Source organism: Acidocella sp. C78 (genome assembly GCF_907164655.1).
On record NZ_CAJQZK010000067.1, the window covers coordinates 42648 to 61241 of the forward strand.

Annotated in this window: 15 protein-coding genes and 2 pseudogenes; 12 read left to right on the forward strand and 5 right to left on the reverse strand. The window is 69.0% G+C overall.

Translation table 11 applies throughout. From position 1 onward, the window contains the following. Window positions 1-22: 22 nt before the first annotated feature. The 3 genes from ACIDOCELLA78_RS86805 (at window position 23) to ACIDOCELLA78_RS86815 (ending at window position 3173) form a co-directional block, all read left to right on the forward strand. Window positions 23-391, forward strand: a complete 369-nt coding sequence (locus ACIDOCELLA78_RS86805; RefSeq protein WP_174502530.1) for an MmoB/DmpM family protein — start codon at window positions 23-25, stop codon at window positions 389-391. Between the two features lie 79 nt (window positions 392-470). Next, on the forward strand, window positions 471-1493 hold the full coding sequence (locus ACIDOCELLA78_RS86810) for an amidohydrolase family protein (RefSeq protein ID WP_201728384.1): 1023 nt from the start codon (window positions 471-473) through the stop codon (window positions 1491-1493). Window positions 1494-1538: 45 nt separating this feature from the next. Then, window positions 1539-3173, forward strand: a complete 1635-nt coding sequence (locus ACIDOCELLA78_RS86815) for a molecular chaperone GroEL (RefSeq protein WP_201728340.1) — start codon at window positions 1539-1541, stop codon at window positions 3171-3173. 24 nt (window positions 3174-3197) lie between these two features. On the opposite strand, the gene ACIDOCELLA78_RS86820 is transcribed toward ACIDOCELLA78_RS86815, so the two are convergent. Both ACIDOCELLA78_RS86820 and ACIDOCELLA78_RS86825 read right to left on the reverse strand, forming a co-directional pair. Then, a complete protein-coding gene (locus tag ACIDOCELLA78_RS86820) occupies window positions 3198-4286 on the reverse strand; it encodes a PA0069 family radical SAM protein (protein WP_201728341.1) in 1089 nt (362 codons plus the stop codon). A 76-nt stretch (window positions 4287-4362) separates the two neighbouring features. Next, on the reverse strand, window positions 4363-5769 hold the full coding sequence (locus ACIDOCELLA78_RS86825; protein ID WP_249675601.1) for a mannose-1-phosphate guanylyltransferase/mannose-6-phosphate isomerase: 1407 nt from the start codon (window positions 5767-5769) through the stop codon (window positions 4363-4365). Here ACIDOCELLA78_RS86825 and ACIDOCELLA78_RS86830 point away from each other — a divergent pair. Both ACIDOCELLA78_RS86830 and ACIDOCELLA78_RS86835 read left to right on the forward strand, forming a co-directional pair. Further along, window positions 5669-5896, forward strand: coding sequence for a hypothetical protein (locus tag ACIDOCELLA78_RS86830; RefSeq protein WP_201728388.1), 228 nt, complete (start codon window positions 5669-5671; stop codon window positions 5894-5896). The genes ACIDOCELLA78_RS86825 and ACIDOCELLA78_RS86830 overlap by 101 nt on opposite strands. Window positions 5897-5900: 4 nt before the next feature. Then, complete coding sequence (locus tag ACIDOCELLA78_RS86835; RefSeq protein WP_249675575.1) at window positions 5901-7607, forward strand: creatininase family protein; 1707 nt, start codon at window positions 5901-5903, stop codon at window positions 7605-7607. 77 nt (window positions 7608-7684) lie between these two features. On the opposite strand, the gene ispD is transcribed toward ACIDOCELLA78_RS86835, so the two are convergent. After that, complete coding sequence (gene ispD / locus ACIDOCELLA78_RS86840) at window positions 7685-8386, reverse strand: 2-C-methyl-D-erythritol 4-phosphate cytidylyltransferase (RefSeq protein ID WP_201728344.1); 702 nt, start codon at window positions 8384-8386, stop codon at window positions 7685-7687. Between the two features lie 258 nt (window positions 8387-8644). Here ispD and lpxC point away from each other — a divergent pair, with 258 nt between their 5' ends. After that, complete coding sequence (lpxC, locus tag ACIDOCELLA78_RS86845; RefSeq protein WP_201728385.1) at window positions 8645-9592, forward strand: UDP-3-O-acyl-N-acetylglucosamine deacetylase; 948 nt, start codon at window positions 8645-8647, stop codon at window positions 9590-9592. Window positions 9593-9627: 35 nt separating this feature from the next. Here lpxC and cydC read toward each other — a convergent pair whose 3' ends face one another. Both cydC and cydD read right to left on the reverse strand, forming a co-directional pair. After that, window positions 9628-11271: a thiol reductant ABC exporter subunit CydC gene (cydC, locus tag ACIDOCELLA78_RS86850; RefSeq protein ID WP_201728345.1), complete on the reverse strand. Its 1644-nt coding sequence runs from the start codon at window positions 11269-11271 to the stop codon at window positions 9628-9630. Next, window positions 11271-12952, reverse strand: a pseudogene (cydD, locus tag ACIDOCELLA78_RS86855) (thiol reductant ABC exporter subunit CydD). The gene cydC and the pseudogene cydD overlap by 1 nt, the downstream one beginning before the upstream one ends. Before the next feature lie 198 nt (window positions 12953-13150). Between cydD and panC the strand changes: the two are divergent. From panC to ACIDOCELLA78_RS86885, 6 genes and pseudogenes are all read left to right on the forward strand, one after another. After that, window positions 13151-13987, forward strand: a complete 837-nt coding sequence (gene panC / locus ACIDOCELLA78_RS86860; protein WP_201728346.1) for a pantoate--beta-alanine ligase — start codon at window positions 13151-13153, stop codon at window positions 13985-13987. A 111-nt stretch (window positions 13988-14098) separates the two neighbouring features. Continuing rightward, window positions 14099-15001, forward strand: coding sequence for an EAL domain-containing protein (locus tag ACIDOCELLA78_RS86865; protein WP_201728347.1), 903 nt, complete (start codon window positions 14099-14101; stop codon window positions 14999-15001). An 82-nt stretch (window positions 15002-15083) separates the two neighbouring features. Beyond that, window positions 15084-15381 (forward strand): annotated as a pseudogene (locus tag ACIDOCELLA78_RS86870) (DUF3253 domain-containing protein). Then, complete coding sequence (locus ACIDOCELLA78_RS86875; RefSeq protein ID WP_201728348.1) at window positions 15381-15863, forward strand: DUF1499 domain-containing protein; 483 nt, start codon at window positions 15381-15383, stop codon at window positions 15861-15863. The pseudogene ACIDOCELLA78_RS86870 and the gene ACIDOCELLA78_RS86875 overlap by 1 nt, the downstream one beginning before the upstream one ends. Beyond that, window positions 15860-17626, forward strand: a complete 1767-nt coding sequence (locus ACIDOCELLA78_RS86880; protein ID WP_201728349.1) for an ABC transporter ATP-binding protein/permease — start codon at window positions 15860-15862, stop codon at window positions 17624-17626. The genes ACIDOCELLA78_RS86875 and ACIDOCELLA78_RS86880 overlap by 4 nt, the downstream gene beginning before the upstream one ends. Window positions 17627-17641: 15 nt before the next feature. Continuing rightward, window positions 17642-18568, forward strand: a complete 927-nt coding sequence (locus ACIDOCELLA78_RS86885; protein WP_201728350.1) for a glycerophosphodiester phosphodiesterase family protein — start codon at window positions 17642-17644, stop codon at window positions 18566-18568. The last annotated feature ends 26 nt before the right edge of the window (window positions 18569-18594 follow it).

Below are 18594 nucleotides of genomic sequence, written 5' to 3' on the forward strand. Positions count from 1 at the left end.
GCCCCGCACAGGAGATAATATCATGTCAACAGCAGCACGCGACGCGACCCATTCGACCATCTTCAAGCAGATGAAGGATATCACCTTCGAGCAGACGATCTCGGATCAATGCGGCGTGACGATGAACGATTCGGTCGAGGCCCGCGCCATCGCCGAATTCATGAGCGACAAGCCCGGCGTCACCGTCACCTACCAGCCCGCCCTGATCCGCATCGACGGCCACGGCAAGCTGATCTTCAAGATGGACGAGATCGGCGAGTATCTCGGCCGTGACATGACGGCCGAGATCTTCGAGGTGAACACCTCGACGCATTACGGCCGCATGGTCCGCGTCGACGACAACACCGTGATCCTGTTCGGCAATATGGACGACGTCTTCGAATACATCTGAACCGCGGCACTCCGGCGCGCCCGCGCGCAACCCGCGCGTGGCGCGCCGACCGGCAAGCAATCAACACGTGGAGGAAACCATGTTCGTAACGCCCGAGGGCAAGGAAATCTTCATCGTCGATGGCCACACCCATTTCTGGGATGGCAGCCCGGCGAACCAGAGCAACATTCACGGCAAGCAGTTCATCGAGTGCTTCTTCGCCTATCACAACGCGCTGAGCCCGCCCGACAAATTGTGGCCGAAGGAGAAGTTCGAGAAATACAGCGCCGATGATCTCTATCGCGATCTCTTCATCGACGGCCCCGACGATGTCGCGATCGTGCAGTCCACCTACCTCAAGGATTTCTACAAGACCGGTTTCAACACGATCGAACGCAATGCCGACGTCGCCGCCCGCTATCCCGAGCGCTTCATCATCAATGGCGCGTTCGACCCGCGGGATGGCGAGAAGGCGCTCGAATATATCCATTACATGAAAGAAACATATAATATCCAGGGCGTGAAACTCTACACCGCCGAATGGAACGGCGCCTCCCGCGGCTGGCGGCTGAACGATCCCGAGGCCTACAAATGCTTCGAGCTGTGCGAGAAGCTCGGCATCAGGAACATGCACGTCCACAAGGGTCCGACCATCATCCCGCTGAGCAAGGACGCCTTCGACGTTCACGACGTCGATTACGCCGCGACCGACTTCCCCAATCTCAACTGGGTCGTCGAGCATTGCGGCCAGCCCCGCATCGACGATTTCTGCTGGATCGCGGTGCAGGAAGCGAATGTCTATGGCGGCCTCGCCGTCGTGCTCCCCTTCATCCACTCCCGGCCGCGCTACTTCGCCGAAATCATGGGCGAGTTGCTGTTCTGGCTCGGCGAGGACCGCATCCTGTTCGGCTCCGACTACGCGATCTGGACGCCGCGCTGGCTGGTCGAGAAATTCTGGAATTTCGAGCTGCCTGAGGATGTGAAGCAGGAGCGCGGCATCGATCTCACCCCGGCGATCAAGGAAAAGATCCTCGGCCTCAATGCAGCCAAGCTCTACGGCATCGATATCGCGGCGAAGAAGGCGGCGCTTGCGGCCTCGCCGCTCGCGGTCGCCGCCGAATAGGCCGGTCCACGCAGCGCGCCGGTCATTCGGCCGAAGGGAGACAAAATGGCTAAGCTGCTTCTGCATAATTCCGAAGCGCGTCGCGCGCTGGCCCGCGGTGTGGGCCGGCTCGCGGCCGCCGTCGAGCCGACGCTCGGGCCTAAGGGAATGAACGCGATGATCGACCGGCCGATCGGCACGCCGATGGTCACGCGCGATGGCGTCAGCATCGCGGTGGAAATCGAGCTGCCGAACCGGTTCGAGAACATGGGCGCGCAGGTGGTCCGCGAGGTCTCGATGCAGACCAACGAACTGGCGGGAGACGGCACTACCACGGCGATCGTGCTGGCCAACGCGCTCGTCCAGGCCGGCGTCGAGGCCAGCGAGCGCGGCGCCCGCGCGGTCGATCTCATCCGCGGGATCGATCTCGCGGTCGAGCGCGTGGCCTCCTCCCTCAAGGCCGCCGCCCGGCCCGCTTCCGGCAACGGCATGCTGGCCGCGGTGGCCAACATCGCCGCGACCGAGCCGCATCTCGGCGCCTTGGTAGCCGAGGCCTTCGCGCGGGTCGGCGCCGAGGGCGTCATCACCACCGATTTCAGCGTGACCACCGAAACCACGCTGGACGTCGTTGAAGGCATGTCCTTCGATCGCGGCTATATCTCGCATCACATGGTGACCGATCAGGAGAAGATGGAGGCCGTGCTCGAACGGCCACTGATCCTGATGACGGATCTCAAGATCCGTGATCCCCATGCGCTCGATGCGGCGCGGGCGCTTGCCGCCGAGGCCGGCCGCCCGCTCCTCGTGATCGCCGAGGAGGTGGCGCCGGAGGTCGTCGTCAGCCTGCTCGGGCGCGACGGGCCGGGCCGCTACCTCGTCGTGCACCCGCCCGAATACGGCAACTGGCGCAAGGCGATGATGGAGGATATCGCCATCATCACCGGCGGCCGCGTCATCGCTCGCGATCTCGGCGGCCGGATCGAGGATGTCACCGAAGCTGATCTCGGCGGCGCCGAGCGGGTACGCACCAGTGCCACGCACACCGCGATCATCGGCGGCGCCGGCGATCCGGCTGCGATCGCCGCGCGCCGCGCACAGGTTCAGCGCATGCACGATGCGGCACCGCCCAACATCGAGCAGGACAAGCTGCGCGAGCGCCTCGCGAAACTTTCCGGCGGCACCGCCATTCTCTATGCGGGCGGGGCGACGCCGGTCGAGCAGAAGCGCACGATCCAGCTGATCGAGGATTCGCTCGCCGCCGTGCGCGCCGCGAGCGAGGAGGGAGTGGTTGCCGGCGGCGGCACCGCGTTGGCGCAGATCGGCCCGGTGCTCGACGAGGTGCTGGCCGGCGTCAGCGGCGATGTCGCGGAGGGGGTGAAACTTGTCCGCTCCATCCTCACAAGGCCGCTCTGGCGCATCGTGACCAATGCCGGCGGCGACCCTGACCACGTGATCGCCAAGGTTTCGGCGGTGAATGGCGGCTTCGGCTACAACGCCGCCATCGGCACGTTCCAGAACATGTATGATGCCGGCATCATCGATCCCGTCCGCGTCACCTGCACGGCGCTGCGCAACGCCGCCTCGGTCGCCAAGCTGATCCTGACCACGGAAACGCTGGTCGGCGATCTGGGCGAGGACGAGGAAGACCCGACCGCTTCTCCCGCCCGTGGCGGCGGCGCCGAGCGTCTCGGCCGCGCCTGACCGCAGGGGCGGGCCGAGCGGTGGTCAGAACAGCGACAGCTGCGCCGCCGCAGCTGTCGCGCGCGGCTTGGCGAACTGGCTGCAATCGAGCGGCGGCGGCGTTTCGCTCAGCCCGAACTGGCGCGCCGCCCGTTCGAAACGCGCGCGCAAGAGCCCCGCATAGGCCCCGGTGCCGCGAAACCGGCTGCCGAAGGCGGCATCATTCAGCGCGCCGCCGCGAGTCTGGCGGATCAGGCTCAGCACATGCGCGGCGCGGTCCGGCATGGTGCGGTTCAGCCAGTCCTCGAACAGCGCGCCCAGCTCGTGCGGCAGGCGCAGCAGGATCGCATTGGCGGACGACGCGCCCGACCGCGCCGCCGCTTCGAGAATGCGCTCCAGCTCGGGATCGTTGAGCCCCGGAATCATCGGCGCGGCCAGCACGCCGACCGGGATTCCCGCCTCTTTGAGTCCGGCCATCGCATCGAGCCGCCGCGCCGGTGTCGCCGCGCGCGGTTCCATCGCCCGGGCGAGCCTTGCGTCCAGCGTCGTCACCGAGAGATGCACGCGGGCGAGGTTGCGCGTCGCCATCCGCGCCAGAATGTCGGCATCCCGCAGCACTCCGGCCGATTTGGTGACGATCGCAACCGGATGTCCGAACCGCTCCAGCACCTCCAGCACCGCGCGCGTCAGCCGCAGCTGCCGCTCGACCGGCTGATACGGGTCGGTATTCGAGCCCAGCACGATAGTGGCCGGTTGATAGCCCTTGCGCGACAGCTCGCGCTCCAGCAGCGTCGCCGCCTCGGGCTTGAACACCAGCTTGGTCTCGAAATCGAGCCCCGCCGACAGGCCGATCCACGCATGGGTCGGCCGCGCATAGCAGTAGATGCAGCCATGCTCGCAGCCCCGATACGGGTTGAGCCCGCGATCGAAACCGAGATCCGGACTGTCGTTGCGGCTGATCACCGATTTCGTCGCGTCGCGGATCAGCACCGTCTCGGGGGCTGCCTCCTTCTCGTCCAGCATGCCCCACCCGTCGTCGAACGCATCATGGCGCGTGGTTTCGAACCGGTTGGGTGGGGCAAGCCTGGTGCCACGGCCGTCGGGCCGAAGGCCTCGCGGTATGAATGTGTCCATGTTCGTGCTCCGTTCCTACGCAGCACACCGGAAATCACGCGCGCTGTCAAGAACAAAACAAGAACATAGGCCGAATTCAGCTCCGCCCGTACGTGTCCTCGTAGCGAACGATATCGTCCTCGCCGAGATAGGAGCCAGACTGCACCTCGATCAGCGTCAGCGGGATCTTGCCGGGATTCTCCATCCTGTGAACGCAGCCGAGCGGCAGGTAGATACTCTCGTTCTCGCGCACGAGATGCGTCTCGGCGTCCCGCGTCACCAGCGCCGAGCCGGCCACCACCACCCAGTGCTCGGCACGGTGGAAGTGCTTCTGCAGGCTGAGCTTCGCGCCGGGCATCACCACGATCCGCTTGACCTGGAAGCGGTCGCCCTGAATCAGGCTCTCATAGAACCCCCAGGGCCGGTACACTCGATTGTGATCCTCCGCCTCGGGCCGCTTCATCCGCTTCAGCGCATCGACGACGCGCTTGACGTTCTGCGCCTTGTCCCGGTGCGCGACCAGCACGGCATCCGGCGTCGTCACCACAACGGTGTTCTCGAGCCCGAGAACCGCGGTCATCGCGCCGTCACTGCGGACATAGCAGCCGCTGGAATCCTCGATCACGGCATCGCCCAGCGCCGCGTTGCCGGCCGCGTCCTTCTCGGCGATGTCCCAGATGGCCGACCACGAGCCGACATCCGACCAGCCGAGCGCGGCCGGCACCACGGCGGCGCGGTCGGTCTTCTCGGCAATCGCGTAGTCGATGCTGATATCGGGCGCGCTGCGGAACGCCGCGGTTTCAAGCCGGATGAAATCCAGATCGGGGATCCGCGCGTCGAACGCCGCCCGCACGCTGCGCGCGACCTCGGGGGCCAGCCGCTCCATCTCCGCCAGCATGGTCCGCGCGGTCGCGACGAACATGCCTGAATTCCAGTAATGCCGCCCGTCGGCGATCAGCCTCGCCGCTGTCGCCGCATCCGGCTTCTCGACGAAGCGGGCGATGCGGAACGCGCCTTCATGCCCGGCCAGCGTTTCGCCCTGCTCGATATAGCCATAGCCGGTTTCGGCCATATTCGGCTGCATCCCGAAGGTGACGATCTGCCCGTCCCGCGCGGCAGCGGCGGCGATGGCGAGCGCGCGGCCGAGCGAGTCCGCATCCGCGATCGAGGCGTCCGCCGCCATGATCCACATCACCTGGTCGGGATTGGTTTCGGCGATCAGCAGCGCCGCGGCTGCGATGGCCGGCGCGCTGTTCCGCCCCACCGGCTCCAGCAGGATCCGCGTTCCCTCATGGCCCTCGCCGCGCAGCTGTTCGGCGACGATGAAGCGATGCGCCTCGTTCGCCACCACGATCGCGGGCGCGAAACGCTCGCCCTGGGCCCGCGCCGCGGTTTCCTGCAGCATGGTCCGCGACGACACGAGCGGCCAGAACTGCTTCGGATACGATTTGCGTGAAACCGGCCAGAGCCGTGTTCCGGTTCCGCCGGCCAGGATGACCGGCACAATTCCGGCCATGGGCAAGGGCGCTGGCGATGAAGTCGGTCCTGACATGCAAATTCCCTCAAATTGGATGCGTTCCATTGCCAGCGCACAACAATTGCGTCCAGCATGGATCCCCGCAGGAGGATGAACAAATGTTTAAAACAGCTTTCGATGATCTGACCAGTGCCGAATTGCAAGCCCTCCTGCCGCGCCGTCCGCTGGTGCTGCTGCCACTCGGCAGCCAGGAAGACCAGGGCGCGCATGCCCCGATGGGCGATTTCCGCCTTGCCGAAGCGCTGGCCCGGCGGATCGCGCGCGCCGCGACCGATTCGGGCACTCTCACCCTCGCGGCCCCGGCGCTGCCCTTCGGTGCCGCGGATCATTTCGGCGCCGTGCCCGGCGGCCTCGCGCTCGCCCCCGCCACCTTCCGCGCCGTGCTCGCCGACCTGATCGCCGATCTGCGCCGCACGGGGTTCGAGCGTATCGTCATTCTCAACGGCCATGGCGGCAACGCGCCGCTGGTGCATGAGGCAACCCTTGCCATCCGCCGCGCCGGCGGGCCGGTGATCCCGTCCTTCTATCTCTGGAAGGTCGCAAGCCGCCTGATGCAGGCCCGCATCGGCCCCGCGCCCGGGCGGTTCGGCCATGGCGCCGAGCCGCTCGCCTCGATCGCGCTCTGCCTCCGCCCGACGTCTCCCGCCCCGATCTTGCGCGCAAGCCCGCCGCCGGCGCCAGCCTGCTTGGCTGCCCGGTCACCGGCTTCGGCACGATCGGCTTCGAGGGGTCGATATCGACGCGCCCGCCGAATATCCCGAGATCGCGCCGGCCTCCGCCACCGCCGACGCCACCGGCGCCGATGCCGCGCTCGGCGAGGCGGTCGTCGCCGATCTGGTGGCGCTCGCCGCGCGTTTCTGCGCCCATGTCGCGGCGCTGGCATGAGCCTGGTTCCCGCCTGGATACCGGTGACCATCGCCGCCGCGCTGTTCCAGGTCTGGCGAACGGCGCTGCAGGCCCGGCTGCGCGGCGCGCTCAGCGCCCCGGCGGCCGGCTTCGTCCGGTTCGTCTACGCGCTACCGGCCGATATCCTGCTGCTCGGCGTGGCGCTTCTCCTGCTCCGCCGCGCCCTGCCGGCGATCCCGCCCGCCTTCCTGCTCGATTGCCTCGCCGGCGGCATCGCCCAGATCTTCGGCACCATGCTGCTGATCATGGCCTTCGGCCACCGCAATTTCGTGGTCGGCACCGCCTATGCGAAGACCGAGGCGGCGCAGCTCGTCATCTTCTCGGTTCTGGTGCTCGGGGTGCGGATTCCGCCGCTCGCCATAGTCGGGATCATGCTCGCGGTTGCCGGCGTGCTCGCGCTGTCCTTCGTCGGCCAGAAACTCTCCCCGGCCGATCTGCTGCGCGCCTCGGTGCAGCCCGCCGCTCTCTGCGGCCTCGGGTCCGGCTTCGGCTTTGCCGTCACCGCGATCCTGCTGCGCGAGGCGACGCTGACGCTCGGCCCCGCCACGCCGGTCGTGCTCAAGGCCGTGCTCACCCTCACCGTCACCAACCTGCTGCAAACCCTGGTCCAGGGCGGCGTCATGGCGCTGCGGAACCGGGGCGAACTGGCCAAATGCTTCACCCTCTGGCGGCGGGCGGCGCCGGTCGGCCTGCTCTCCGCCTGCGGCTCGGGCTGCTGGTTCGCCGGCTTCGCGCTGACCAGCGCCGCCCTCGTGCGCGGCTTTGGCCAGATCGAGATCCTGTTCACCCTTGCGGTCGGCCATTTTTTCCTCGGCGAGCGCACGCGGCGCGGCGAGATGGCCGGACTCGCTCTGGTCAGCCTCGGTGTCGTGCTCATCGCCGCGGCGGGGATCGGCTGAGCCAACGGCGCGCCAGGGCAGGGGAGGGCAGGGCCCGGGACTACCCTGATCGGCGCCTGCCCTGATCGGCGCCTGCCCTAATCTGCGACGGCCAGCAAGCGCCCCCGTTCGCGCAGCATGGCCTCGGCGCGCAGCAGGTCGGCCTCGGTCGTGATCTTGAAATTCTCCTCGCTGCCCGGGACCATCTCGACCGTGAGGCCTGCGAGCTCCGCCACCGCGCAATCATCGGTGAAGTCTCGCCCCGGATGTGCCGCATGCACGCGCCGATGCGCGCCGAGGATCGCCTCGTAGCGGAAGCCCTGCGGTGTCTGCGCCCGCCACAGATCCGCCCGCTCCACCGTTCCGGTGACCACGGCGCCGCGGCACCGTTTCAGCGTGTCGGTGACCGGCACGCCGACCACCGCGCCGGGCACGCGGCCGAGCGCGTCGAGCACCGCGCCGATCACGGTCGGGGCAACGAAGGGCCGCACCCCGTCATGGATCAGCACCGTCTCGGGGGCGAGGGAAGCGATCGATTCGAGGCCGTTGCGCACCGATTCCTGCCGCGAGGCGCCGCCCGTCACCGGTTCCACGAGCCCGAGCCCTGCCATGGCCTCGTCATACAGCCCCCGATCGGCGGGGTTGATCACCACCCGCACCGCCCGCACCGCCGCATGCCGGCGCAGCGCCTCAGCCGTGCGGCGAAGGATCGGCACGCCGTCAAGCAGACGGTACTGTTTCGGAATGGGACCGCCGAGGCGATGGCCACGGCCGGCGGCGACGATCAGTGCGACAGTCATGGGTTCCCCGGTCTGGCGCGGCGGCGCCGCGCTCCGTTCCCCCTGAAAGCAGAACCGGCCGGCAAAGGCAAACCGCGCCGCCCGGGGCTGTGAACCGTTTGTGTCAGCGCCGCCATAAAAATAACAAAATCATAGGTTTATATGGAAATAATCAGAAATATTCATTGATTTCCCTCCGCCGTCCCGCCGGGCTAGTTTGCACCGCAATAACGAGCCTGTCGAAGGCTTTCGCGTTTAACACAAGGCTTTCACCGCATGATGTCCACCGCCATTCCGTTCAGCCGCCCCTTCATCGTCGGGCAGGACAGCCCCGTGAGACGGCGTGGCCTCGGTGCGGAGATCGCCTGCCGCGGCGTCGGCCTGCATGGCGGACAGGACGTGACTCTGCGCCTCGTCCCCGCCGAGCCCGGTTCTGGCATCGGCTTCCGCCGCACCGATCTCGGCGTCACCATTCCCGCCCGCCACGACCTTGTGGCCGATACCAGGCTCTGCACCGTCCTGGCCGATCCGCACCGGCCGGAAGCCAGGATCGGCACGGTCGAACATGTCATGGCGGCGCTCGCCGGCCTCGGCATCGACGATGCGCTGATCGAGGTCGACGGCCCGGAGGTCCCGATCCTCGATGGTTCCGCGGCGGAATTCGTTTTCCTCATCCGCTGTGCCGGCATTGTCGAAACCGCCTTGCCGCGGGACATCATCGACATCTGCCGCCCCATCCGGGTGAGCGACGGCGCCGCTTTCGCCGAGCTGCGCCCCGCCGCCGCGGGTGAATATGGCTTCACCGCGGCACTGCAGATCGACTTTCCCGCCCGTGCGATCGGCCGCCAGGCGCTCTCCCTCGAAATCACCCCGGAAAGCTTCACAACCGAGCTGTCCCGCGCCCGCACCTTCACCATGAAACAGGATATCGACCGTCTGCGCGAGGCGGGCCTCGCCCTCGGCGGCACCCTCGGCAACGCCGTGGTGGTCGATGGCGACAGCATCCTCAACCCCGAAGGGCTGCGCAGCCCTGACGAGTTCGTCCGCCACAAGCTGCTCGACGTGGTGGGCGATCTGGCGCTGGCCGGCGCCGCCATTCGCGGCCGGTTCATCGGCGCGCGCACCGGCCACCGGCTCAACAACCTTCTGCTGCGCGCCTTGTTCGCCGATGCCGCGAACTACCGCCGCGCCAGCACCGCCGCCCCGGATCTCGCCGCCGTCGCCTGAGCCGGCGGCTGCGGCCTCGCGGCGCGGCGACGCCCCTATCTCGTCGCCACCGTCAGCTTGCCATTCTGCAACCGATAGATCCTGTCGAGCTTCTCCACCCCGGTCAGCCGGTGGGTGATCATCAGCACCGTCCGCCCGTCCAGCGTGTTGTTGAGCGTGGCGAGGAAGGCGCGCTCGGTTTCGAGGTCGAGGCCCGAGCACGGCTCGTCGAGAATCAGGATCGGCGCCGGGCTCAGCAGCACCCGCGCCAGCGCGAGGCGCCGCCCCTGGCCGCCGGAAAACTGCGAGCCCTGTTCGCCGACCCACGTCTCCAGCCCGTCCGGAAGCGCACGCACGACATCGGCGATCCGCGCCGCCTCCAGCGCCGCCCAGAGCGCCTCGTCATCGGCATCGTCGCGCCCGATCAGCAGGTTGTTACGGATCGTGTCGGCGAAGAGATGCGTCGCCTGCGACAGCCAGGCGATCCGCGCGCGCACATCCGCGGCCCGCAGCGTGCCGATATCCGTCCCGCCGAGCCGGATCCTGCCCTGCTCGGGCGCCGCCAGCTTCAGCGCCAGTGCGGCGAGCGTCGACTTTCCCGCCCCTGACGGCCCGAGCACCGCGACCCGCGACCCCGCCGGCACGTCGAGCGACAGGTCGTCGAACACCGCCTGGCCCTCCGGCGTCCAGCGGAACCCGACATGCTCGAAGGCGAGCGCGTTGCCGGCCGGCATCGGCGCCGGGCGCTCGGGATCGCGCACCGGCGGCGCGGCCTCGGCCGCTTCGAGAACCCGCGTCGCCGCCGCCGAGGCCCGTCCCGCGATCACGCCCGCGCGCGGCATGCCGCCCACCGCCTCGAACGCGGCGACGACGACGAAAACCGCCACCACCACGGCCAGCGGATGCGCGCCATGGATCAGCAGCACCGCGAGCAGCGCGCCCTGGGTGGCGAGGAAGGCGAGACCCTGCAATGCCGCCCCGCGCGCGGCGAGGTCGCGTTCGGCGCGGAACAGCCGGGATTCCTGCCATTGCACACCGGCGAGCATCCGCCCCTCGGCCTCGTAGACCTTGATTTCCCGCAACCCCGTCAGCGTGTCGAGCACCGCGACGCGCAGGGCGCCGCCTGCCTCGGTCTCGTCCGCCGCGGCCGCCCGCGCCGCGACCATCGCCCGCCACGGCATCACGAACGCGACGATGGCGAACAGCGCCAGCACCAGCACCGCGGCGGCGTCGTCATCGTGGCCGATCACCACCAGCAGCGCCGGCACCAGCATCACCGCGCCGAGCAGCGGGATCAGCAGCCGCAGCAGCACCCCGTCCAGCGCCTCGATATCGTTGACCAGCCGCGCCAGCACATCGCCCGAGCGCCGGAACCCGAGCCCGCCGGCGGCACTGCGCGCGAACCCGCGATAGAACCACAACCGCAGCGCCGCCAGCGCGCGGAAGGTCGCATCATGCGTCGTCAGCCGCTCCAGATACCGCAGCACCACCCGCGCGACGCCGGTCACCTCCAGCACCACCGGCACGACAACGGCGAGGCCGATCGCCGAGGCCGCGATATAGTGCCCGGCGCCGGCCATCAGTGCGACTCCGGAGGCAAGCGAGGCCAGTGCGACCAGCGCGCCGAAGGCGATCGCCGGCGCCTGCCGCCGCCAGATCAGGATCACCCGCAGCAGCGGCGCGAACACGACATCCCTCATCACGCCACCCCCTCGAGCCGCGCCGCCTGGGCGGCGCCGAGATCGAGCTTGCGGCCGCTGAATTCATGGGCGAAGGCGGCATGGCTGGCGAGCACTACGGTCCGCCCGATCGCCAGCCGCCTGAGGCTGTCCACCACCTCGCGCTCGGTCGCCGGATCGAGCTGCGCGGTCGGCTCGTCGAGCAGCAGCAGGCTGGCATCCTTGAGAAAGGCGCGGGCAATCGCGATCCGCTGCGCCTGGCCGCCTGACAGCCCGTAGCCGCCATCGCCGATGCGGGTCGCCAGTCCTTCGGGAAGCTGGTCGGCGAACTCGCTCACCCGCGCGAGCCGCGCCGCCTCCAGCAGGTCGGCCTCGCTCGCCTCCGGCCGGCCCATCCGGATATTCTCCTCGATCGTTCCGGCGAACAGCACCGGCCGCTGGCTGATCAGCGCCGTCATGCGGGCGAGGGCGGCTGGCACGATCGTCTCGATCGGCGCGCCGTTCAGCGTGATCCGCCCGGATTGCGGCCTGATATAGCCAAGGAGCAGCTCGATGATGGTGGATTTTCCGGCGCCCGAGGGGCCGACCAGCATCATCATCTCCCCGCGGGCAACTGGAAGCTGAGATCCTGCAACACCGGGCCGCGCGCCTCGCTCCAGGCGAAGCCGACCTGCTCGAAACCGATCGTGATGCCCCGCGCCGTCACCGTGCGGATGGCATCCGGCGGCACCGCGACCGTCTGCGGCTCGGGCAGGCCGACCAGGTCTTCGGCCGCGGTCTGCGCGGTCATCCGGTCCTGATACACGGCCGAGAACGCGCGCAGCGGCGCGAAGAACTCCGGCACCAGCAGCACGCAGAACAGCGCGGTCGGCGCCAGTGCTGCGTGGCCGGCGAGCAGCGGCCCGGCGAAGCGGATGGCGATCCCCACCAGCGCCGCCGCGGCCAGCAGGTCGAGCGCCGTGGCGTTGAGGAAGGCGATGCGCAGAATTCGCATGGTGCGGTGGCGCAACTCGTCGGCGGCGCGGCCGAGCGATGCCGCCTCGGCCTCCGCGCGCCCGGCCAGCACGATGGTGGCGATGCCGCGCACGCGATCGAGAAAGCGGGTCTGCAACCGCGCCATCGCGGTGAACTGGCACCGCGCCGCGACCCCGGTGCCAATCCCGGTCATGGCCATGAACACCGGCACCAGAACGCCGCTCACCGCTAGGATGAGCCCGCTGCGCCAGTCCGCGATCGCGGCGGCGAGCGCGACCAGCGCCGGCCCGATCGCGGCGAGCCGCGCCGCCGGAATCCAGCGCCCGTGCAGCCCGTTCATCGCCTCGACGCGGTCGACCACGATGATCGACAGCTCCGCCGAATGCCGCCCGCGCAGCAGCCCCGGCCCCGCGCTCATCAGCCGGCCCAGCGTGTCGCTGCGCAGCCGCCGGCGGGCGGCGATACCGAGCCGGCTCGCCTCGTGTTCCTGGCCGACGATCAGCCCCGCCCGCAGCAGGGCGGCGGTGATGAAGCCGAGCCCGAGCAGCGCGACGGGCAGATGCCCCGGCGCGATCGCCGCGGCCAGCAGCCCGGCGGCGCAGGCGATCTGCCCGATCGCGATGAGGGTGGAGGCGATGCCGAGCCCGATCGCGAGCCGGGCGCGGCGTCCTCCAAGCCTGATTTCCTGATGGATCCACTGTTTCGCGGGAGACGATTGGCGTGCCATGACCGCTACATATAGTTACCCCGCCGATTTCCAAAGTGCGCTTCCGCCTCCGGCGCGGCCCGCTCGCGGATAGTTTATGTTTTCCGAATGTATGGCCGCGCCTTTGCCGGCGGAACAGCCTTCCGCCAGCGGGCATGGACGCGGCCGCCGGATTCCCTCAAAACGCCCTCAACCAGCCGTCTTTCATGGAGACACACCATGCAGATCGTCCGTCATCTCCACGACCTGCGGGCCGCCCGCGCGGCGCTGGCGGAAGGCGGCCGTGCCTCCCTCGCTCTGGTGCCGACCATGGGCGCGCTGCACGAGGGCCATCTCTCCCTGGTTCGCGCGGCCCGCGCGGCCGGGCACGTCGTGGCCGCCTCCATCTTCGTCAACCCCACCCAGTTCGGTCCGAACGAGGATTTCACCCGCTACCCGCGCGACCCCGCGCGCGACTGCGCGCTGCTCGCCGATGCCGGCTGCGCGCTGGCCTGGCTACCCGAGGTGGCGACGATGTATCCGCCCGGCGATGCCACCATGATCGATGTCGCCGGGCTGTCGACGGTGCTCGAAGGCGCGGTCCGACCCGGCCATTACCGGGGCGTGGCGACGGTCGTGGCCAAGCTGCTCGGCCAGGTGGGGCCGAACGCCGCCTGGTTCGGCGAGAAGGACTGGCAGCAGGTGCAGGTCATTCGCCGCGTCGCGAGCGACCTGTTCCTGCCGGTGGAGATTGTCGTCGGCCCGACCCTGCGCGAGGCAGACGGCCTCGCGATGTCCTCGCGCAACCGTTATCTCGACGCCGCCGAGCGCGCCCGCGCGCCGCTGCTGCATCGGGTCCTGCTACGCACGCGCGACGAGCTGCGCGCCGGCGCCCCGGTCGGCGCGACCCTTGCCGCGAGCCGGCAGACGCTCGCCGCCGGCGGGTTCGTCCTAGATTATCTCGAACTCGTCGACGAAACGAGTCTGGCCCCGCTCGCGGCGCTCGATTCGGGCGCCCGCCTGCTCGCCGCCGCCCGTCTTGGCACCACCCGCCTGCTCGACACGATCGGCGTCTGAAACGCCCTAAAATAAGCTCGTCGTCGCATTTATCGTGTCACGTTAAGGTATATTTTACCCATCCTGCTTCATCATCCCGTCACGTGGGACGCGTCGATGGAGTAGTGTCTTTTGAGTGTATCGCAGTCACCGGACTTTCGGCCGACAGCGGCCACCGCGCCGGTTCGGTCGGGCGTTTCGGAGTCCGGTTCGGCTGAAACGGAGCGTCGCGAGCGCGCGTCGCTCCGCCGTCTCGAAGCCGGCGAGCAGCGCAAGCGGGCGGCCCGCCTCGCCGATGCCTTGCGGCAGGACAGTTTCGTCCGCCGCTACATCCCGCGCCTCAGCCTCGCCCCCTCCGCCGAGCGGTTCGTTGGCGCCGATCTCTGGCTCGGCCTGCCGAACCGCCGCCGCGGCCTGATGCCGGTCGCTCCCCTGCTGCGCGGGATCGACCGGGCGATGCTGCGTCACGACATGCTGTCCTACACGCTGCGCGCCGTCGCGGCCGAACTCGCCGCCGGGCCGCCGGGCTGGCATGTCGGCGTTCCGCTTCCTGGCGCCACCCTCGGGGATGGCTACGCCGTCGGCCTCGTGCGCCAGGCCTTCGAGCCGCTCGGCATCGACCTCCAGAGGCTCGACATCCTGATCGACGAAGCCGACCTCGTGATCGGCGGCGAGCATCTCCAGCAGCAGATCGCCGGCCTGCGGGACGCCGGAATTGGCGTCATCCTCGAAGGGTTCGGTCACGATTTCGGGGGGCTTGCCCTGCTGTCCCGCCTGCCGTTCAGCGGCCTCAAATTCGACCGCCGGCTGGTTCGCGCCCTGGTGGCCGATCCCGCCGGGCCGGACGTGGTGCTGATCCGCGCCGCGATCGACATCGCCCGCCGGTTCGACGTCACCGTCCTGCTCGATGGGGTGGAAACCGAGTCCGAATTGCAGAAAGCCCGGGAGCTCGGAATCGCCGAGGTGCAGGGGCCATGGATCGGGCCCGCCATGGCGGCGGACATGCTTCGCGCGCGGCTGCCGGCCGGGATCTGAGCCGCGCAGCACGGCCCGAACCCTTCGCGGTTGGCGGCGCGGGAGCTTGCCGGAACGCCCGATCCGCGCCAGACATGACGGCATGACCCGTGCTCCGCACTCTGCCAGCCCCGACGAAGCCGGCCGCGCGATTCGCGGTGCCCTCGCTGCCTGTCGGCCAGGCGCCTCGATCTGCCCGACGGATGCCGCCCGGCATCTCGCCGCCGCGCGCGGCGAAACCGCGCCCGACGCCTGGCGCCACCATCCGCCGCACCGCGCTCGACCTTGCCCGCGAGGGCAGCATCGTGATCCTGCGCAAGGGCAAGGTGGTCGAACCCGATGCCGTGCGGGGCGTCATTCGTCTCGCCCAGCCCGCCATTCCTCCCGGAGAGACCGCCTGATGGCTGTTGGATTGTTGCCCCTGCTGCTCAGCATCGTCTTCCCCGCCTGCGGCTTCGCCGGCGCCGCCGGCGTCACCCCGCCGGGGCATGTCGATTTCCCCCATCTCGCCCTCCCGGCCTCGCCCAACAAGGCGCTGGCGGCCCCCGCCGGCTTCACCCCGAAACCCACGTTCGACACGCCGCGCTACGGCCTGCCGCCCGCCGCGCTCTATGCGCTCGTCGCCCGTGTCGCGGCCGCCGAGCCGCGAACCTATGGCCTCTCGGCCGATCCGGCCCGGATGCAGCAAGCCTGGGTCGCGCGCACGCCCGTGGCGAACTTCCCCGATGTGGTGATCGCTCAGGTCCGCCCCGACCCGGCCGGCGGCAGCGACCTGATCCTCTATTCCCGCTCGCTCTACGGCTATTCGGATTTCGGCGCCAATGCCGCCCGGCTGCGGCGCTGGCTCGATGCCATCTCCCGCGCGGCGGCGCCGCATTCATGAGGTTCCTGCGCGCGGTGATCGCCGCCCTGGCGGATGCCTGGCGCCTCGCCCGGCCCTATTTCGCCTCGAAAGAGCGCTGGCCGGCGCTGGCCCTGCTCGCGACCATCATCGCCCTCAACCTCGTCTCGGTCTATCTCAACGTTCTTTATTCCTACTGGTACAAGATCTTCTACAACGCGCTCCAGGCCAAGGACGCCGCCGGTTTCTGGCAGTCGATCTTCACCTACCGGATGATCAAGGGCTATCCCTGGTTCGTCCCCGGTTTCACCGAGATCGCCACCCTCAACATCCTCGTCGGCGTCTACGCCTTCTATCTCCAGCAGATGCTGGAAATCCGCTGGCGCCGCTGGATCACCGAAAATTTCGTGGCTGACTGGCTGGCCAACCGCGCGCATTACCAGCTCAGCCTGAAGGCCGAGGCCGGCAGCCCGCTCGATAACCCCGACCAGCGGATCGCTGACGACCTGCGCAGCTTCGTCTCCAACAACCTGTCCCTTGGCATCAGCTTCATCTCCAACATCGTGAACCTCTGCAGCTTCATCTTCGTGCTGTGGTTCCTGGTGCCGCCGCTGCACCTGCTTGGCCTGGTGATCCCCGGCTATCTGGTCTGGATCGCGATCGTCTATTCGCTCATCGGCACCTATCTGACCCATGTGATCGGCTGGAAACTGATCCCGCTGAGCTTCCAGCAGCAGCAGGTCGACGCCGATTTCCGCTTCAATCTCATCCGCGTGCGCGAGAACACCGAGCAGATCGCGCTCTATGGCGGCGAGGCCGAGGAAGGGGTCGGCCTGAAGCAGCGCTTCCATGCGATCTACCTCAACTGGTGGAAGATCATGAAGCGCACCAAGGCGCTGAACTTCTTCACCATCGGCTTCAGCCAGGTGGCGATCATCTTCCCGATCCTGATCGCCGCCCCCGGCTATTTCTCCGGCCTCTTCACCCTCGGCCTGCTGCTGCAGATCAACAATATCTTCGGCAACGTGCAGGGCTCGTTCTCCTGGTTCGTTTCGGCCTATCCGCAGCTGGTCGGCTGGCGCGCCACCGTGCAGCGTCTCGATGGGTTCGAGCGCGCGGTGAAGCAGGCGCACGCGCACCGGCCCGACCATGTCGTCGCGCCGGCGGATGCAGCACTGCATGCCGAAGATCTCACCGTCTCGCTGCCCGACGGGCGGCATCTTTTCGCCGGCGCCAGCCTCGCCATCGAGCGCGGCGAGCCGGTGGTCATCACCGGCCCCTCCGGCACCGGAAAATCCACACTGTTCCGCGCGCTCGCCGGTATCTGGCCGTTCGGCCGCGGCCGCGTCGCCCGGCCCTCCGGCACGGCGATGTTCCTGCCCCAGAAACCCTATTTTCCGCTCGGCTCGCTCAAGCGCGCGGTCGCCTATCCGCAGCAGGAATACGAGGTGGACGACGAAACCGTCCGCGCGGCCCTCGCCGAGGTCGGCCTCGGCGGCCTCGGCCTGCGTCTCGAACATGTCGACAACTGGGCGCTGCGCCTGTCGGGCGGCGAGCAGCAGCGCCTCGCCCTTGCGCGCGTGCTGGTCGCGCGGCCGGACTGGCTGTTCCTCGACGAGGCGCTCTCCGCGCTCGACGAGGAGTCGGCCGCCAGCCTCTTCGCCATGCTGCGCGCCCGCATGCCGGCGATGCAGATCGTCTCGATCGCCCATCACGAAAGCCTGATCCGCCTGCATCCCAGGCGCATGCGCATCAGCCCCGGCGAGGGCGGCCATGCCCGCGTCGACGCAGCCGAGACCGCCTGACCCGAAAGACCCGCCATGACCGACGCCGCCGCATTGCCGCGCTCCATCGCTCTGTTCGGCCATCGTGGCGCGCGCGGCCTGCGTCCCGAAAACACCATCGAGGGCTTCGCCGCGATCGCGTCGCTCGACCTGACCGGCGCCGAATTCGATGTCGGCCTGACGGTCGATGATGTCGTGGTGGTTCACCACGATCCGCGCCTCAATCCCGACATCGCGCGCGATGGGGCAGGGAACTGGCTCGCGCCCGAAGCCGCCCCGCTGCTTCGCGCGCAACGCTTCGCCGAACTCGCCGCCTACGATGTCGGCCGGCTGCGGCCGGGATCGGACTATGCCGCGCGCTACCCCGCCCAGGCGCCGGCGGATGGCGCGCGGATTCCCACGCTCGATGCGGTGATCGAGGCGCTTGCCGGCCGCGATCTCCTGGTGGAGGTCAAGACCTTCCCCGACCATCCCGACCGCACGGCGACGCCCGAACGCATGGCCGCCGCGGTGATCGACACGCTCCGCCGTCATCGCGCCATCGGGCGTACGCTGCTCTTTGCCTTCGACTGGCGGGTGCTGCGCGCCGCGGCGGCAATCGAGCCGGGCCTGCGCCGGTGCGGCCTCACCGCGCCGGATACGGTGGAGGCCGCCCCGCTCTGGCTCGGCGGCATCGATCTAGACGCATTCGGCGGCCAGCTCCCGCGCGCGGTCGCGGCCCTGGGGGCCGTGTGCTGGGCGCCGTTTCACGGGACGCTCCAGCAGAGCGAAGTCCGCGAGGCCCACGCGCTCGGCCTCCTCGTGTTGCCCTGGACCGTCAACACCGCCGAGGCGTTCGACCGGATGATCGGGTTCGGCGTCGATGGCATGATTTCCGATCGTCCCGATCTCGCCCGTGACGCCATCGCGCGCGCCGGCTTGCAACTCGCCGCCCCCGGCTTCGTCGCCGCCGCACCAGGCTGAATCCCAGTAATTCGCGCGCCGCGCGG

Coding starts and splice junctions, on each gene's coding strand:
- ACIDOCELLA78_RS86810 (WP_201728384.1), top strand. CDS start 471: ATGTTCGTAACGCCCGAGGGCAAGGAAATCTTCATCGTCGATGGCCAC.
- ACIDOCELLA78_RS86880 (WP_201728349.1), top strand. CDS start 15,860: ATGAGGTTCCTGCGCGCGGTGATCGCCGCCCTGGCGGATGCCTGGCGC.
- ACIDOCELLA78_RS86835 (WP_249675575.1), top strand. CDS start 5,901: ATGTTTAAAACAGCTTTCGATGATCTGACCAGTGCCGAATTGCAAGCC.
- ACIDOCELLA78_RS86830 (WP_201728388.1), top strand. CDS start 5,669: ATGGTCCGCGACGACACGAGCGGCCAGAACTGCTTCGGATACGATTTG.
- ACIDOCELLA78_RS86885 (WP_201728350.1), top strand. CDS start 17,642: ATGACCGACGCCGCCGCATTGCCGCGCTCCATCGCTCTGTTCGGCCAT.
- ACIDOCELLA78_RS86820 (WP_201728341.1), bottom strand. CDS start 4,286: ATGGACACATTCATACCGCGAGGCCTTCGGCCCGACGGCCGTGGCACC.
- ACIDOCELLA78_RS86805 (WP_174502530.1), top strand. CDS start 23: ATGTCAACAGCAGCACGCGACGCGACCCATTCGACCATCTTCAAGCAG.
- ispD (WP_201728344.1), bottom strand. CDS start 8,386: ATGACTGTCGCACTGATCGTCGCCGCCGGCCGTGGCCATCGCCTCGGC.
- cydC (WP_201728345.1), bottom strand. CDS start 11,271: ATGAGGGATGTCGTGTTCGCGCCGCTGCTGCGGGTGATCCTGATCTGG.
- panC (WP_201728346.1), top strand. CDS start 13,151: ATGCAGATCGTCCGTCATCTCCACGACCTGCGGGCCGCCCGCGCGGCG.
- lpxC (WP_201728385.1), top strand. CDS start 8,645: ATGTCCACCGCCATTCCGTTCAGCCGCCCCTTCATCGTCGGGCAGGAC.
- ACIDOCELLA78_RS86875 (WP_201728348.1), top strand. CDS start 15,381: ATGGCTGTTGGATTGTTGCCCCTGCTGCTCAGCATCGTCTTCCCCGCC.
- ACIDOCELLA78_RS86815 (WP_201728340.1), top strand. CDS start 1,539: ATGGCTAAGCTGCTTCTGCATAATTCCGAAGCGCGTCGCGCGCTGGCC.